Annotated in this window: 14 protein-coding genes; 10 read left to right on the top strand and 4 right to left on the bottom strand. The window is 70.7% G+C overall.

Features of this window, described 5'->3' with window-relative positions:
* Positions 1-500: 500 nt before the first annotated feature.
* Positions 501-1,934, top strand: a complete 1,434-nt coding sequence (locus KN815_RS07950; protein ID WP_253208827.1) for an FG-GAP and VCBS repeat-containing protein — start codon at positions 501-503, stop codon at positions 1,932-1,934.
* 111 nt (positions 1,935-2,045) lie between these two features.
* Here KN815_RS07950 and KN815_RS07945 read toward each other — a convergent pair whose 3' ends face one another.
* Positions 2,046-2,342 (bottom strand): GYD domain-containing protein, encoded by a 297-nt coding sequence (locus tag KN815_RS07945; protein WP_216341034.1) that lies wholly within the window; start codon positions 2,340-2,342, stop codon positions 2,046-2,048.
* A gap of 228 nt (positions 2,343-2,570) precedes the next feature.
* Between KN815_RS07945 and KN815_RS07940 the strand changes: the two genes are divergently transcribed.
* Entirely contained in the window at positions 2,571-3,593 is a 1,023-nt protein-coding gene (locus KN815_RS07940; RefSeq protein WP_216341033.1) for an alpha/beta fold hydrolase, read from the top strand.
* On the opposite strand, the gene KN815_RS07935 is transcribed toward KN815_RS07940, so the two are convergent.
* Together KN815_RS07935 and KN815_RS07930 are read right to left on the bottom strand one after the other, a co-directional pair.
* Positions 3,583-4,839 (bottom strand): hypothetical protein, encoded by a 1,257-nt coding sequence (locus KN815_RS07935; RefSeq protein ID WP_216341032.1) that lies wholly within the window; start codon positions 4,837-4,839, stop codon positions 3,583-3,585. The two genes, KN815_RS07940 and KN815_RS07935, sit on opposite strands and share 11 nt — an antisense overlap.
* Before the next feature lie 128 nt (positions 4,840-4,967).
* Positions 4,968-6,632 carry a serine/threonine-protein kinase gene (locus tag KN815_RS07930; RefSeq protein WP_216341031.1) on the bottom strand — a complete coding sequence of 555 codons (1,665 nt, stop codon included), beginning with the start codon at positions 6,630-6,632 and terminating at the stop codon, positions 4,968-4,970.
* A 188-nt stretch (positions 6,633-6,820) separates the two neighbouring features.
* On the opposite strand from KN815_RS07930, the gene KN815_RS07925 reads away from it, so the two are divergent.
* The 7 genes from KN815_RS07925 (at position 6,821) to KN815_RS07895 (ending at position 13,399) form a co-directional block, all read left to right on the top strand.
* Positions 6,821-7,774 carry a TetR/AcrR family transcriptional regulator gene (locus KN815_RS07925; protein WP_216341030.1) on the top strand — a complete coding sequence of 318 codons (954 nt, stop codon included), beginning with the start codon at positions 6,821-6,823 and terminating at the stop codon, positions 7,772-7,774.
* Between the two features lie 110 nt (positions 7,775-7,884).
* A complete protein-coding gene (locus tag KN815_RS07920; protein WP_216341029.1) occupies positions 7,885-8,778 on the top strand; it encodes a beta-keto acid cleavage family enzyme in 894 nt (297 codons plus the stop codon).
* 83 nt (positions 8,779-8,861) lie between these two features.
* A complete protein-coding gene (locus KN815_RS07915) occupies positions 8,862-9,875 on the top strand; it encodes a 3-hydroxyacyl-CoA dehydrogenase NAD-binding domain-containing protein (RefSeq protein WP_216341028.1) in 1,014 nt (337 codons plus the stop codon).
* On the top strand, positions 9,872-10,345 hold the full coding sequence (locus KN815_RS07910) for a thioesterase family protein (RefSeq protein ID WP_216341027.1): 474 nt from the start codon (positions 9,872-9,874) through the stop codon (positions 10,343-10,345). Before KN815_RS07915 ends, KN815_RS07910 begins: the two co-directional genes overlap by 4 nt.
* A gap of 160 nt (positions 10,346-10,505) precedes the next feature.
* A complete protein-coding gene (locus tag KN815_RS07905; protein WP_216341026.1) occupies positions 10,506-11,399 on the top strand; it encodes a class I SAM-dependent methyltransferase in 894 nt (297 codons plus the stop codon).
* Between the two features lie 356 nt (positions 11,400-11,755).
* The gene (locus tag KN815_RS07900; protein ID WP_216341025.1) at positions 11,756-12,502 is read left to right on the top strand and encodes a hypothetical protein; all 747 of its coding nucleotides are present in this window, start codon (positions 11,756-11,758) and stop codon (positions 12,500-12,502) included.
* A gap of 72 nt (positions 12,503-12,574) precedes the next feature.
* Positions 12,575-13,399, top strand: coding sequence for a transporter substrate-binding domain-containing protein (locus KN815_RS07895; RefSeq protein WP_216341024.1), 825 nt, complete (start codon positions 12,575-12,577; stop codon positions 13,397-13,399).
* Between the two features lie 78 nt (positions 13,400-13,477).
* Here KN815_RS07895 and KN815_RS07890 read toward each other — a convergent pair whose 3' ends face one another.
* Positions 13,478-14,257: a helix-turn-helix transcriptional regulator gene (locus KN815_RS07890; RefSeq protein ID WP_216341023.1), complete on the bottom strand. Its 780-nt coding sequence runs from the start codon at positions 14,255-14,257 to the stop codon at positions 13,478-13,480.
* Between the two features lie 381 nt (positions 14,258-14,638).
* Between KN815_RS07890 and KN815_RS07885 the strand changes: the two genes are divergently transcribed.
* The gene (locus tag KN815_RS07885) at positions 14,639-15,655 is read left to right on the top strand and encodes a 1-aminocyclopropane-1-carboxylate deaminase/D-cysteine desulfhydrase (RefSeq protein ID WP_253208826.1); all 1,017 of its coding nucleotides are present in this window, start codon (positions 14,639-14,641) and stop codon (positions 15,653-15,655) included.
* The last annotated feature ends 300 nt before the right edge of the window (positions 15,656-15,955 follow it).

The following is a 15,955-nucleotide window of genomic DNA, read 5'->3' as shown; positions in this document are numbered from 1 at the left end:
CGAGGGCGAACGGGACCACGAGCGCATCGCCAACAGCATCTGAGTGCCCAAGCTCTCGCCATCCGTGCGCAGAGGCTCCGTGGGAAGAATTCCTCAGCCATTGCCGGCCCGCGCGTTGCCGAGTGCTCAGGCCGACCACCCTGGTTCGCCGGGCCTGTCGGGAACGGCCTGCACGGCCGCATCGCGCACAAAGGCGAGAAGGCGCCCATCCGGGCCAGTCGGCGCCGGGACGAACGCCCGAACCGCCGACCATGACCGCACCCCTTTCCGCGCGGACTCTAAGTGCCTTGCGTCACAAGGGAGTTGGGTCCGCCGGGCGGAGATCACGGCCCGGTCTCGTTCTTCTTCGGTTGGGCAACCATTCAGCTTCCAGACAACTCTACTTTGGTGACCCTTCCGTTCCGGCCGCCGGGGGAGACAGATGGCCGTCGGGGCCCAAGGGCGACCAATGCGTTACTGATGGAGGATTTGTGCGCAATAGAACCCGAGGTGTGGTGGGTGTGGCGGTTGGCGCCGTCGTCACCGCCGCTGTGGCCGCCGGGGCCGGCGCCGTCGTGACGAACGGCGACGGGGCCGACCAGAACCAGCCCTCCCCCAGGGCTGCCGCGGCAGGAAAGACCACGGGCGACTTCGACGGCGACGGATATGCCGACCTCGGCGTGGGCGCGCCCGACGGCACCGTCTCCGGGAAGTCCAAGGCGGGCTATGTGGGCGTGACCTACGGGGCCAAGGCCGGTGTGGACGCCGGTCGGCACAGCACGTTGTCGCAGGCCAGCGCGGGGGTGCCGGGCACTCCGGAGGCCGGGGATCACTTCGGCTCGGCCGTGGTGCGCGGCGATGTGGACGGGGACGGGTACACCGATCTGATCGTCGCCGCGAACTACGAGGCCATCGGCAGCGTCAAGCGGGCCGGTTCCGTGACGGTCGTCTTCGGCTCGAAGGACGGCCTGTCCAGCGACGCCATCGCCTTCCACGCGCCCCAGGCCACCGCCTACGCGATGTTCGGCAACACGATGGCCGTGGGCGACTACAACCACGACGGCCGCGACGACATCGCCATCTCCGACGGCACCAAGGTCCGGATCGTCAGCGGTGCGGCGAACCTGCGCGAGACGGCCACCCCGAAGATGTCCAGCGTCACCCCGCCCGGCGGCGGAGCGGGCATCGAGCACCTGTCCTCCGGCGACATCAACGGGGACGGCTTCGCCGACCTGGTCACCGTCGCCTACCAGGACGACCCCGCCGACGAGGGCACGCTCGGCGTGCTGCCCGGTTCGTCCCGGGGGCTGAAGAGCACGTCGCTGGGCGAGGACGTGGCACTGCCGTTCGCCTCGTACCAGGCCGTGGTCGGTGACATCAACGGCGACGGCAAGGACGACGTCGTCACGGACACCGGCTTCGAGGACGGTCCGCAGGACCAGCGCCTGCGGACGTACCCGGGCACCGCCCAGGGCCTCGACACCGCGAACCCGGTGAACTGGACGGGCAAGGCGCAGAGCGGCACCGCCTCCCAGCTCACCGACATCAACGGCGACGGCCATGACGACCTCGTCGTCAGCGACACCGCCGCCGAGGCCCCCGGCGGCTACAACGACGCCGGCGCCATCACCGTGCTCAAGGGCACCAAGAACTGGCTGACCGACGCGGGGGCGCAGACGTTCTCCCTCGACACCGAGGGCGTTCCCGGCGAGATGGCGGGCAACGACAAGTTCGGTGACGCCGTCTCGGCGGCCGACTACAACGGCGACGGCAAGCCCGACCTGGCCGTCGGAGTCCCGAACCGGACCGAGGGCGCGGGCGCGGTGGCGCTGCTGTACGCGGGCGCCGACGGGCTCACCGCCGAAGGCTCCGCCCTCATCGGGCCGGGCGACCTCGGCTCCCCGGCGACCGATGCCGCCTTCGGCAAGGAGCTGTCCGGGCGCGCCACGAAGTAGCACCACCGCGTGGAGCACCACCTCGTTGTTGTTGGTTCGGTGGCCTGGTCCGATCTTTCGGGCCGGGCCACCGGCCGTATACCACCCGGCCGACCACCCCCGCGTACCGCCTCAGCCCGCGACCTTGGCGATGATGCCCCGCATCTCTTCGAGGCCGAAGGCCCGCAGGGTCGTGGTGCGCACATTGCCCAGCGCCCCGAGCTGCAAGGACGCCGCGGTGGCGGTCTCGTCGTCGGGGGCCTCTACCATGCACACCAGGTCGTACGGCCCGTCCGTCCAGTAGATGTCCACGAGCCTCGCCCCGAGCTTGCTCAGTGCCGCGGAGAAGTCCTCGGTGCGCTTCGTGGTGTCCTTGTAGGCGCGGACTCCCTGCTCGGTCCAGTTCAGCAGCGTGATGTAGGTCGCCACGCCCCTCACCTCCCAGGAGAAGAACCCCCTGAGACCAATTCTGGGAGCGACGTCCTGAATCCGCACGCCTGGCACACCTGACGCACTTGACGCACCTGACGCGGTCGACAGCCCCGGGCCAGGTTTGCCGAACCGGCAACGACCATGGCCCGCGCCACCCAGGTCAGGGCAGGATCGGATCGTCGGCCGCCACGCAGAGGGCGTGCCTGAACGCCCCGGGAGAGAACCATGACGCAGCCACCCACGACCGACCTCACCCACCGTCTGGTGTCCTCCCCCGCCGGGCGGATCCACCTCGTGGAGCAGGGCACCGGCCCACTGGTGCTGCTCGTCCACGGCTTCCCGGAGTCCTGGTACTCATGGCGCCACCAGCTCCCGGCGCTCGCCGCGGCCGGATATCGGGTGGCCGCCATCGATGTGCGCGGATACGGGCGCTCGTCCAGGCCCGGGGAGGTGGCCGCGTACCGGATGCGGGAGCTGGTGGCGGACAACGTCGCCGTGGTGGAGGCGCTCGGCGAGGAGTCCGCCGTGGTGATCGGCCACGACTGGGGCTCGACCATCGCGGCCAACTCCGCCCTGCTGCGGCCGGATGTCTTCCGCGCCGTCGGCCTGCTGAGCGTGCCGTACTCCCCGTCCGGCGGCCCCAGGCCGAGCGAGATCTTCGCCGGGATGGGCGGTGAGGAGGAGTTCTACGTCTCCTACTTCCAGGAGCCGGGCCGGGCCGAGACGGAGATCGAACCGGAGGTACGCGGCTGGCTCGCGGGGATCTACGCCGCGCTGTCCGGCGACACCATGCCCGGGCCCGATCTGCCCGACCCGCACTTCATCACGCACGGCGCGACGATGCGCGAGCGGTTCCCCGCCGGGCGGCTGCCCGCCTGGCTGAGCGAGGCGGACCTCGATGTCTACGCCGGTGAGTTCGAGCGGACCGGACTGAGCGGGGCGCTGAACCGCTACCGCAACATGGACCGGGACTGGGAGGAGCTGGCGGAGTTCAACGATGCGCCCATCACCCAGCCGTCGCTCTTCATCGGCGGCGGCCTGGACGCCTCCACCACCTGGATGGGCGACGCGATCAAGGCGTACCCGACCACGCTGCCCGGGCTCATCGGCTCGCACATCCTCGAGGACACCGGCCACTGGATCCAGCAGGAGCGCCCCGAGGAGGTCAACCGGCTGCTGGTCGACTGGCTGCGTTCGCTCCCCGCCGCCCAGGAGCGGCCTACCGCCCAGGAGCGGCCTACCGCCTAGGAGCGGCCTGGGACCCGCGGCGGTCCTGCTGCCGCTGGAGGGCTCGGAAGTCGTCGAAGAATCCGTAGGTGTGGGCCGGTGGGCCGTCGTCCGGACGCTCGACGGTGCGGTTGGCGTAGAGGCTGTTCAGCAGCCAGGGCTGTTTGTCCGGGCCGAAGTTCGCTGTCATGGCGGCGCCTTGGGTGACTCCATACGTCGCCACGGCGAGCCGCCCCGTGTCGCGGAAGTGGCCCACCTGGTCCCGCAGGAAGTGCTTGTTGCGCTCGAACCAGGGGCTCATGGCGAGGAAGTCGCGCCACTTCCGCTCCGGGAAGGGGTGCTCGATCGCATCCTTGATCAGTTTCCACACCGGAGTGTTCGACGGAAGGTGGTAGCGGCGGGCGAAACGGGTGGGGATCGTATCGCTCAGGTGCTGCTTCCAGAGCTGTACCAGGGAGAACTCGGTGACGAGGAACTTCTGGTCGTCGCGGAGACGGGGAAGGATGTAGTCGAGGTAGGGCTGTACCCGCTCCGGTGCGGCGACGTGCGGGTGGATGTCCACGCCCTCGATCTCCGGGGTCCGGCGCGCGAAGGACAGCCAGCGGTCGGTGGCCGCCGTCCGCTTGTCCGGCTTGTCGAGGTAGTTGAGCGCGCCCAGATAGAGGTGGGTGCGGCAGTGCTCGGGGAAGTGCTTCTTGCGGTACGCGATGATGTGCTCCGCGACCGTCTCGTAGAACGTGTTCAGCGCGCCCGAGCCGCGGTCCTGCGGGAGGCTCTCGATGAAGGGCTCGTTGCCGATGGCCAGGACGTCGAAGGTGTCGAGGACGGTGCGCAGGACCCGGTCGACCCGGGCGAGTTCCGCGGTCATGGCCGGGCTGCCCGGGCGGGGTATCGGCCGGTGGTTGTACGGGAACTTCAGCGAGAGCACTGTCCCGTAGCCCTGGTGGTGGGCGTCCAGGAGCTTCTCGATGGCGCGCTGCTGGGAGGCGTCGTCCGTGACCTCGGGCATGGGGACGAAGCCCCGGAGCCAGCTCGCGGAGAGATCCCGCAGCTCGGCGAAGGTCACGCTGTCGGGGTCCTCGTTGAAATTCGCTCCCAGCACGCCGTCCGGGCCGCCGGCGGAGGTCTTTGCCTCGGGGGCGTGACTGGCCTTGTCGGCGCCCCGTCGTTCGCCCTGCGTGCAGCCCGCGGCGAGGAGAGCCGCCCCACCCGTCAGGGCCAGAACACGCCGCCGTGAAAGCGGGTTCTTCCTCTTCTCCGTATCCAAGTGACGCTCCCTTTTCGTGCTGGTGACCCGGGCTCTGCTGCCCGGACCGCCCGGAAGGATGCGTCGACGAAGGTTGCCCGTTGCCCGTGTTTTTCGCGGAACCGTGTGCTCGGGCGCGCCGCGACCGGTCAGTGGGTGATCTGCACGATGACGGTGATGGCGCCCCTGTTGTCGTGGAGGCAGCCCTCGCCGTCGTTGATGCGGAGTTGGAGGGTGCCCGCGCGGGTTGCCTTGAAGTGCCAGGCGCGGCCCACGGCGTGGGGGTTCCGGGGGTTTCCCGGGTAGCGGCCCAGGAGGGTGCCGAAGGGGACGTCGGAGTCCACCTTGCAGTTCGTCCAGGCGAAGTGGAGGGCTTCGTCGTCGGCGCGGGTGTGGCCGACCGGGCCGGTCAAGGGCAGGTTGGCGGCGTCCACCGTCCAGGTGCCGGTGGTGTAGCGGACGCTCACCTTGTCGCCCTTGCGGACCGGGGTGGGCGTCGCGGACTGCCAGCCGCGTGTCGCGTCCACGGTCACCTTCGTGGTGGCGGTGGCGGGCTGGGACGATGCGTCGTCGTCGCTGTCACTGTGGGACGGAGGGCCGAAGGCGAAGAAGAGCGCGGTGCCGAGGCCCGCCACCGCGAGCGTGGCGCCCGCCGTCCACCACCATGTGCGGGCCCGGCCACGGGACCGAGGGGACGGCGGCCCGGCCGGGGCGACGAGCGTCGGGTCCCGGTCCAGGTCGGGGGTCCGGGCCGGGGCCGAGATCAGTGTCGGGTCCCGGTCGAGGGTGGGGGTCCCGGTCAGGGTGTGGGGCGCGCCCGTGGTGGAGTGCGCGGTCACCGTCGGGGCCGCGGTCATCGTGGGCGTGTCCGCCAGGTCCGCGGAGGTGTCCGTGTCGTCGCCGGGGGTGCGTACGGGCCCCGGCGCTGGTACGGGCCCCGGCATTCCTACGGGCCCCGCGGGCGCGGCCGGGGGCAGCGGGCCCGGGTCGTCCGCGCCGTCCGCGACGCGTTGCAGGGCGGTGCGGAGTGTGGCGGCGGAGGGGCGCTGGGCCGGGGACTTGTTCAGCAGGGCCTGGACGATGGGCCGCAGGGGGCCGACCCGTTCCGGGATGACCGGGTCCGCGAAGGTGACGGCGTGCAGCGCGGCGGCCCCGGTGGGGCGCTGGAAGGGCGGCACGCCGGAGGCCACCGCGGACAGGGTCGCGCCCAGCGACCACAGGTCGGACGGCGGGCCGACCTCCTCGGCGGTCAGCCGCTCGGGCGCCATATAGCCGATGGAGCCGATGAGTTCGCCGGTGGTGGTGAGCGACTCGTCGTCCTCCAGGGCGGCGATGCCGAAGTCGGTGAGGACGGCGCTGCCGTCCCCGCGCAGCAGGATGTTGGCGGGCTTGATGTCGCGGTGCAGCGCCCCGGCGGCGTGTACGGCCTCCAGCGCACCGAGCAGTTGCAGCCCGAGGGCGGCGGTGTGGCGGGGCGGGAGGGGGCCGCTGTCGGCGATCCGGCGGGCCAGGGAGGGGCCGTCGATCAGCTCCATCACGATCCAGAGCCGGTCGTCGTGTTCGACCAGGTCATGGACGCCCACCACATGGGGGGGGCGCAGCCGGGCGACGGTACGCGCTTCCCGCTGGGCCCGGCGCAGCCGTCGGTGGTGCTCGTGGTGGTCGCTTGTGACGTGCAGCTCCTTGGCGGCGACCTCGCGCGCCAGCATCTGGTCGTACGCGCGCCAGACCGTGCCCATGCCGCCGCGTCCCAGCCGGTCGCCCAACTGGTAACGGCCGGCGATCAGCCGCATGTCGTCCCCGCCCGATGTCACCCGATCTCTCCTGCTCTCACGCCCGGTGAGCATAGTCGGAAGCGTTCGAACCACATCGATCTCAACTGATTCAATAGTCAGTCCACATCGCAACACCCGGGTGAAATTCCGCCTGATTTAAGGAGGAAGCGGGCATTTGCCATCCACATTCATTGCGCTTATCTCAACGCGTCCGTACCGTGTCGGCCATGCGGCAACAGTTCGAGGTGGCGGAACGCGTGCGCGAGGTGATCGGCAGAGCCGGTTGTACCCAGCGCGAATTCGCCCGGCGGGTCGTGATGGACCCGTCCAAGCTCTCGCGTTCGCTCAGCGGCAGCCGGCGCTTCACCGTGGCCGAGCTGGCGCGGATCGCCGACGCCGGAAACGTGGACGCCGGATGGCTGCTGGGCACCGCGCCGACCGGCGGGGCCGCCGACACACCGCGGCCATCCGCCCCGGCCGCGCTTCCCGACAGCGGGCGGCCGCTTCAGATCGTGCGGGAGACGGTGCGGCTCATCGCCGAGCGCGGCTTCCACGCCGTCCGCGTCGCCGATATAGCCGCCGCCTGCGACACCAGCACCGCCACCATCCACTACCACTTCCCGGGCCGCGCCGAGCTGCTCGAAGCCGCCGTGCGCTGGTGCATGGACGAGGACACCGCGCGCCGCGCCGCCCGCACCGCCACGGCCGACGACGCGCGCGAGGAACTGCGGCAGTTGATCGCGCTACAGGCGCCGTACACCGAGCGGCAGCGGCAGCAGTGGCTGGTGTGGATGGATCTGTGGGCCGAGGCCGCGCGGTCCACGGCCATCGGGCGGCTGCACGCCGACTTCTACCAGCAGTGGCGGCAGACCGTGGCCGAGGTGATCCGGCGCGGGATCGAGCAGGGGGTCTTCCGCGCCGTCGACCCGGAGTTCAGCGCGCTGCGCCTGACCGCGCTGATCGACGGACTCGCCATTCAGGTGCTCGCCACCACGCCCGGTGAGGGCGGCACGACCGCCGAGGCCATGGACCTCGCCTGCAACGCGTACGTGGACTCCGAATTGACCGTACGACCGACCGTAGGCACGACCACACGACCGTCCGCACGATCGACCGCACAACCGACCGCTCGGCGCTCCGGCGCCGATGAGGCCGGGCCGCCCGACCGGCCCGGACCGTAAGGAAGCCCCCGACCGGCCCGGACCGTAGAACGCCCGGCCGGCCCGGACCGTAGCTCCGGGCTGTTTCGCACCGTAAGAGAGTTCGCACCGTAAGAGAGGGAGAGAAGCCCATGCCCATGAACGACAGCGTCATCATCACCTGTGCCCTGACCGGCGCCGGTGACACTGTGGGCCGCAGCCCCCATGTCCCCGTCACCCCCGAGCAGATAGCCCGCTCCGCCGTCGAGGCCGCCGAGGCCGGGGCGGCCGTGGTCCATATCCACGTACGCGACCCCGAGACCGGCGCCCCCGCCCGCGATCCGCGGCTCTACCGCGAGGTCGTGGAGCGGGTCAAGGAGACCGGCACCGACGTCGTCATCAACCTCACCGCGGGCATGGGCGGCGACCTGGTCATCGACCCGGAGAACCCGCTCACCCACCTCCCCGGCACCGACCTGGTCAGCGGCCTGGACCGGCTCCCCCACGTCGAGGATCTGCTCCCCGACATCTGCACCCTGGACTGCGGCTCGCTCAACTTCGGCGACGGCAGCAATCTCTACGTCTCCACCCCCGACATGCTGCGCACCGGCGCCAAGCGCATCCAGGAGCTGGGCGTCCGCCCCGAGCTGGAGATCTTCGACACCGGGCAGCTCTGGTTCGCCAAGCAGTTGCTGGCCGAGGGGCTGCTGGACGACCCGACCGTCTTCCAGCTCTGCATGGGCATCCCGTGGGGCGCCCCGGCCGAGCCGGGCGTGCTCCAGGCCATGGTCAACATGCTGCCCGAGGGCGCCCAGTGGGCCAGCTTCGCGCTGGGCCGCACGCAGATGCCGTGGGTGGCGCAGTCCATCCTGCTCGGCGGCAACGTACGGGTCGGACTGGAGGACAACCTCTATCTCAGCCGGGGCGTCAAGGCCACCAACGGCCAGCTCGTCGAGCGCGCGGTCCAGATCACCGAGCTGCTGGGCGCGAGCGTCGCCACCCCGGACGAGGCCCGGCAGCGGCTCGGCCTCAAGCCCCGCGCGTAATCCCCCCACCCCCCACCAGCTCCTCGTCTCTTCCATCACTCTCGTCTCTCTCTTCTCCCTCCCCTCACACCCTTAGGACCGCCATGCCCTCATCCCCCTGCGCCCCCGAAGAGGTACGCCGCGTCGCCTGCGTCGGTGCCGGAGTCATCGGCGGCGGCTGGGTCGCCCACTTCCTGGCGCGCGGCTACGACGTCACCGCCTGGGACCCGGCCCCCGACGCCGAGGAGAAGCTGCGCCGTCTCGTGGCCGCCGCCTGGCCCGCCCTGACCCAGATCGGCCTCGCCGACGGCGCCTCCCCCGACCGGCTGACCGTCGCCGCGACCGTCGAGGAGGCGGTGGCCGACGCGCAGTTCGTCCAGGAGAGCGCCCCCGAGAAGCTGGAGCTCAAGCGGTCGCTGCTGGCCCAGTTGGACGCGGCGGCCCCGCCCGGGGTCGTCATCGCGTCCTCCACCTCCGGCTATCCGATGACCGATATGCAGACCGAGGCCACCGGCCCCGGCCGCCTCGTCGTCGGCCACCCCTTCAACCCGCCGTATCTCATACCGCTGGTGGAGGTCGTCGGCGGGGAGAAGACCGACGCGGCGGCGGTCGAGTGGGCCTCGCGCTTCTACAAGGTGGCGGGCAAGTCCGTCATCACCATGGAGCGCGAGCTGCCCGGCTTCATCGCCAACCGGCTCCAGGAGGCGCTGTGGCGGGAGGCGCTGCACATGGTCGCCAACGGTGAGGCCACGGTGAAGGAGATCGACGACTCGATCACCGAGGGGCCCGGACTGCGGTGGGCGTTCATGGGTCCCTGCCTCACGTTCGCCCTGGCGGGCGGCGAGGGAGGCATGGGACATATGCTCGACCACTTCGGACCCTCGTTGAAGTCTCCGTGGACCCGTCTCGAGGCGCCTGAGCTGGACGACACGCTGCGTGCGGCCATGGTCGACGGCTGTGACGAGGCGGCGGGCAGCCGTACCATCGCGCAGCTCGTCGCGGAGCGGGACCAGGGCGTCATCGACGTCCTGCGGGCGACTGGCCGACTGCCGCGGCAGCGCGCCGAGGGGACGGATGCCATCGCACATACCCCCAGCACCATGGGAGACGAGAAGTGAGCACCACGCTCCCCGACTACCGGCAGACCGTACGTCCCGAGTGGATCGACTACAACGGCCATATGAGCGAGGCGTTCTACGTCCTCGTCTTCGGCCACAGCACGGACGAGATGATGGTGGAGACCGGTCTGGACTCCGCCTACCGCGCCAAGACCGGCTGCTCCCTCTACACCGTGGAGTCGCACATCCGGTATCTGAACGAGGTCGAGGAGGGCGCCGAACTCACCATCCGTACGCGCGTCATCGGCGTGGACGAGAAGAAGGTGCGGTTCACCCACGAGATGCATGTGGGCGAACCGGTCGGCGCCCCCGTGGCCACCACCGAGCTGCTCGCGCTCCACATCGACCAGAACGAGAGCCGCTCGGCTCCGTTCCCCGAGGAGATACGGGAGCGGCTGACGGACCTGGTGGAGAAGGCCCCCGAGTGGGCGGGCCGGGCGATCGGCCCGGTTCCGGCCGAGGCGGGTTGAACGACCGCCGTCCCTCCTGAACGCCCCGGCCCCGGATTCGTCCGGGGGCCGGGGCGTTCGCCGTTCCGGATGAGGGATCGGGTGAGGTTGAATGGCGGTGGAGGCGGTGGCGGCGTTGGCGGAAACGCCAAGGGACGCGGGTGCGAGGAGTGAGGACGCCATGGCGGACGCCGGAGCGGGCACCGGACCGGGCGCCGGACCGGACGGCAACGGGAACGATCACGGCCAGGGCGGTCGGCGCGTCGAGCTGAGCGGGGTGCCCGAGACCTTGCTGTGGAACCTCTATATGCGGGCCGCCGAGGCCCGCCGGGCGCGGACCGTGCTCGACGATTCCAAGGCCGTGGAGTTGGTCGACCGCATCGACTACCCCTTCGAGGAGACCTTCGGAGCGCCCACCCCGCTGCTGGCGCAGGGCCACGCGCTGCGGGTTCGCACCTTCGACAGCGCCGTACGGGCCTTCCTCGACGAGCATCCGGACGGCACGGTCGTCACGCTCGCCGAGGGTCTTGAGACGCAGTTCTGGCGGGTGGACAACGGCCGGGCGCGCTGGCTGTGCGTGGAGCTGCCGGAGACCGCCGAGGTGCGGCGGGCGCTGCTGCCGGACGAGGAGCGGCGGCGCACCCTCGCCCGCTCGGCGCTCGACCTGTCCTGGCGGGACGAGGTCGATCCCGCGCGCGGGGTGCTGATCACCGCCCAGGGGCTGCTGATGTATCTGCGCCCGACCGAGGTGAAGGACCTGATAGCGGGGTGCGCCGAGCGGTTCCGGGGCGGGGCGCTGGTCTTCGACGCGGTGCCGCGCTGGTTCAGCGCCCGGACGACGCGCGGCGAGATGCGCACCGCGCAGGGCTATCGCACACCGCCCATGCCATGGGGCATGGACGCGGGCGAGCTGCCGAAGGTGCGGACGGCCCATCCGGCGATCACGGACGTACGCGAGGTGCCGCCGCCGCGCGGGCGCGGCTTCTACTACGGGGCGGTGGCGCCCCTGATGCGGTGGCTGCCCGCGGTACGGAACCTGCGGCCGACGATGACGGCGATCGCCCGCTTCTCGTAACGCTCGTTGATCAGCCCGCCGGTTCGGCGAGCACCTTCGCGAGGCGTTTGAGGACCGAGGGCCAGCCGCAGCCCCCCGTGGCGTAGATGTCCCGATGGAGGGCGAAGGCACGGCGCTGGAGGTCGGCCTCGGCGTGGCCGGGGGTGCGGCAGGCCAGATGGGGCGCGGCGGGGACGTCACACTTCAGGGGGACGGGCGGACGAACCGGGGGCGCGGCCGGTCGATCCGGGCGGCCGACCGGAGGCCACCTGGTGACCCGACAGCCCTCCCGCGCAGTGTATGCCCGCCCCGTGGGGGCCCAACTCGGTTACGACGAAATCCTGTTGCCCGGTAAGTCCCGACCGTAATCTGTTCGCGTGACCGACGATGCGAACCCTGTCCCACCGGACCCGCCGGGAGATGCGGCCGCTTCTGGCACCAGCCTGCGGCTTCCGGCGTGGCTGTCGGGCCGGGCGGTCCGGTTCCGCGACGCCCTCACTGACGATCGGCTGCTCGCCCTGCTGATCCTCGTCGATCTCGTCACCCTTCTCACGTCGGCCTCGATCTGGCTCGCGCTCGGCGGGGACGCCGGGGTGGTCGGTGTGACCGCCGGGGCACTTCTGGCTTTCGTCGCCGCCATGCTGCCGCTCATCAGGCGCCGGGACGCGGAGGGTGAGCGCCCCCTGTGGCCACCGCTCATCCTGGTCGTGATCCCTCTGGCGGTATTGATCGTCGGACTGCCCGCCTGGGGCGTACGGGTGTACCTGGACAGCCGCCCCGTGGACATGTCCCACCGCTTCACGCTCTCCCCGGAGCGCGCTGTGGAGAACGGGGACACCGTTGTCGCCTCAGCCCACACCGACGATCCGCACCCGCGACTCACGATCAGGTTCGCCGTGACCCAGCACAACCTCTCCGATCCGACGTGCGCACCGGGCAGCAAACTCACCGTGACCCTCCCGACCGGCGCCGGGCAGGACCTCCCGCAGACTCGGGCGGCCGACGAGACGTTCGTGCTCGACCTGGGAGAGGGCATGAAGGACATCCGGCTCACGGTCCGGCTGATCGCGGAACAGAACTGCGCGCTGGATCTCTCGGTCACCTCGGCTCACCTGAATGAATAGGAACCCTCATTGATACACACGACGCACGCCCCGGGCTCCGGTCGGCCCGGCGTCCGACGACTCGTGCGGACGGTGGCCGCCTTACTGCTGATCACCGTGACGGCATGCGTCTCGGACGACAAGGATGAGGAGTCCGGCCTGCGCGACACGGTCTTCATCGGCGGCAAGACCGACCAGCCAGGGTTCAACCTCCACGCCGCCCACACCGACCGCGGCCTCGAGGTGGACCTGGCCAACTATCTCGGTGGGGAGATCGGTTTCCATCCCAAGTTCCATGACGTCATATCCGCCAACCGAGAGCAGGAGCTCAAGGAAGGGTCCTCGGCACTGATCATCGCGACCTACTCCATCGCCCCGGACCGAGAGCGGAACGTCGACTTCGTCGGGCCCTACCTGGTCACCGGACAAGGCTTCCTGATCCGCGAGGACTATCAGGGCCTCAAGACCGAGAAGGACGTCGCGGGCAAGGAAATCTGCACGGTCGACGGATCGACCTCGGCCGAGGCGGAGCTGCCCCGCGGTACGACCCGCCAAAAGGTGGCCGACTACTCGACCTGTGTACGAAAGCTCCAGCGCGGCGCGATCGACGCGGTGTTCACCGACGAGGCGCTGCTCTACGGCTTTGTGGAACAGCAGAAGAACAGCAAGGTCCCACTCAAGGTTGCCCCGGGCGTCACCGCAGGCCAGATCAACCGTTACGGCATCGGGCTGCCGAAGGGCCACACGGCCGACTGCAAGAGCCTTGTGCGTGCCCTGCGCACGTACCTCACCGAGGAATGGGCTGCCGACGTCCAAGCCCAACTGCCGGCGCTGGTCCATGCCTACCCCGGTGACTGGGAGAACCGATTTCGGCCGGACCCCGAGGACCTGGACCACTACTCCTCATGCAATGCCTGAACGACGGGCGCGACTCGCGGAAGGCACGAGAGGAGACCGCCACCGCACCGCCGGCCATCAGCTTCGTGCGCGGGCCGGTCACTCCGGCGGGACGCTGTACCGCTCCAGGGTCGCCTTGGAGACCGAGGTGTCCATGAGGCGCAGCTCCCATGGGCCGGTGTTGACGTCGAAGTCCTTGCCGAAACCGACCCACTTGCCAGCCATGCGGCGGCTGGTCGGCTCCACGAGCATCTGAACCGCTCCGTGGTAGCACGCCCCCTGGTAGTAGCCGCCGGTGGCCGTCTGCTCGGTCCAGGTGCCCGTGACCACGCTCCGGTCAACGGTGAGGTCCAGGGAGAGCGGGGAGTTCGGGTTCAAGGACGCTCCGTTGAGTGACCGCCCGGTCAGGCGATTGCCGTGCTGCACGAGCACCACGTAGTGCCTGCCCTCGAAGACGTCCTCGCGCCCTGACGAGTAGTACTCGTACCGGGAAAGCCAGACGCCGCCGTAGTTCTCCGCCGCCGTCTGCCGGCCCGCCCGGGTGTCGGTGGAGGCGGGAGCCACACCCTCCGCGCTCGGTGTCATGTCATGCCCTCCTGCTCCATCACCATGGACTCTCGCCATGGGCACCTGCGGGGCGAATCCCAACGACTCGATCGGCACCCCTGTGACCCTCTCCAGCGCGCGGATGTAGACCGGCCTCGGCGATCTGCTGATACCGGATTCCCAGCGTTGGACCAGCCGCTTGCTGGCCTCGTTCGGCTCGCCTGATTCGGCACCTGCCCGGCGGAGCGCCTTTGCCAAGTCGTCCTGGCTCATCCGCAGGCCGATCCGCACGGCCCGCAGCGCGTCATTCGGTGCGTGCACCTCGGTCGTCATGACGTCCACGCTAGCCCTGAACGCCCATGAATGACCCCGAAATGACGCCTTTTGAGGGACACCTGAACAACGCCTTTTCTGTCGTCGCGGTGTCCTGGGCAATGGCGAGACCATCACGACCCAAAGCGACAGAAGAGGCAGATCGTGATGGACAAGGCAGAAAAGGGACAGCGACTCATGAGCCTCCGGGTGTCCCATGACAGTGGCCGGACCTGGAGCGCCGAGGTGGTGGTCATCAGCAGTGCCCCCCTGGCTCCCCTCCTCACCTCCGCATGGCCGCCCTGCCAGTGCTTACGCTGCGTGGCCGGGTCGAGCCCCGCGTCCGCCCGGCTCACCGGCGGCACGGCTCAGTAAACGAGGGCCGGCGGTCAGAATGGACAGGTGAGACGCCCACCAGACACCACCAGCCCGATACGGCCCCGGCTGCCGTCCCCCGTGCGGGATGTGGCCGACCCATGGCTCGCCGAGCCGGGCGTGGCGCTGCGGCTGAAGCGGGACGATCTCATCCATCCGCTGGTGCCGGGCAACAAGTGGCGCAAGCTCACCCCGAATCTGCGCGCCGCCGTCGAGCAGGGCCACACCCGGCTGCTCACCTTCGGCGGTGCGTACTCCAACCACATCCGTGCCGTGGCGGCCGCGGGGGCCGCGTACGGGCTGTCGACGGTCGGGGTCATCCGGGGCGACGAGCTGGCCGGCGCGCCGCGCAACTGGTCGCTGGCGCGGGCCGAGGACCACGGCATGGAGCTGGCCTTCGTCACCCGCTCCGCCTATCGCGAGACACTGCGCGGCCTGAGCGAGGACGACCCCGGCACCCTGCGGGGGCTGGAGGAGCGGTGGGGGCGCACCTACGTCCTCCCCGAGGGCGGTACGAACGTCCTGGCGGCGGGCGGGGCCGCGGACCTCGTCGCGGAGCTGCCCGACCTCGGCTTTCGCGATGTGGTGTGCTGCGCCGTCGGCACGGGCGGCACCCTCGCCGGTATCGCCGCCGCGCTCCCGGCCGGTGCGCGGGCGGTGGGGTTCGCCGTCCTGAAGGGGGCGGACGGCTATCTGGAGGGCGAGGTGGCCGAGCTGCACCGGCGCGGGTGGGGACGGACGTTCGGCAACTGGCGGATCGAGCACGGCTGCCACGGCGGCGGGTACGGGCGCGTTCCGGCGGAGTTGGAGGCGTTCGCGGCTCGATTCGAGGAGCGGCATGGGGTGCGGGTGGAGCGGCGGTATGTGGCGAAGATGCTGTGGGGTGTGTACGGGCTGGCGGAGCGGGGCGAACTGGGCCCGGGCAGCCGGGTGACGGCGGTGATCACGGGGCCGCCGGATCCGGCGGGTTCGGCGGGTTCGGAGGGGGCTGTGGGTTCGGCGGGTTCGGCGGGTTCGGCGGGTGGTGCGGCGCTGTCGACCTGACGGGCGTCGCCGGTACTGCCTTGTCAGGACTGCCCGGGTGCGGGGCGCCGGTACTGCCCTGTCAGGGCTGCCCGGGTGCGGGGCGCCGCTCACCAGGGCACCCCACCACCGGGCAACCCGCGCCGGTGGTGGGTGTCGGGGGCGGGGCCTCCGGTGCGGCACCCTGGACCGCACATTTACGGCGCCGGTGCCCGGGGGCGTTGGGTGGGCCGGGGATTGGCGCCACTAAGGCCCCGATGCCCCGTATTGCGCGGGACCGTCACTGACATGCGCGATGCCATAAGGGCGGCAATTGCGGCC

Source organism: Streptomyces niphimycinicus (assembly GCF_018883605.1).
Lineage (GTDB): Bacteria > Actinomycetota > Actinomycetes > Streptomycetales > Streptomycetaceae > Streptomyces > Streptomyces niphimycinicus.
The sequence above is the reverse complement of the archived record's forward strand: the minus strand, read 5'-3'. Positions and strand labels throughout refer to the sequence as shown.

Excerpts from the sequence above, each read along its gene's own strand:
- KN815_RS07920 (WP_216341029.1), top strand. The coding sequence starts at position 7,885 with ATGCCCATGAACGACAGCGTCATCATCACCTGTGCCCTGACCGGCGCC.
- KN815_RS07940 (WP_216341033.1), top strand. The coding sequence starts at position 2,571 with ATGACGCAGCCACCCACGACCGACCTCACCCACCGTCTGGTGTCCTCC.
- KN815_RS07890 (WP_216341023.1), bottom strand. The coding sequence starts at position 14,257 with ATGACGACCGAGGTGCACGCACCGAATGACGCGCTGCGGGCCGTGCGG.
- KN815_RS07915 (WP_216341028.1), top strand. The coding sequence starts at position 8,862 with ATGCCCTCATCCCCCTGCGCCCCCGAAGAGGTACGCCGCGTCGCCTGC.
- KN815_RS07905 (WP_216341026.1), top strand. The coding sequence starts at position 10,506 with ATGGCGGACGCCGGAGCGGGCACCGGACCGGGCGCCGGACCGGACGGC.
- KN815_RS07925 (WP_216341030.1), top strand. The coding sequence starts at position 6,821 with ATGCGGCAACAGTTCGAGGTGGCGGAACGCGTGCGCGAGGTGATCGGC.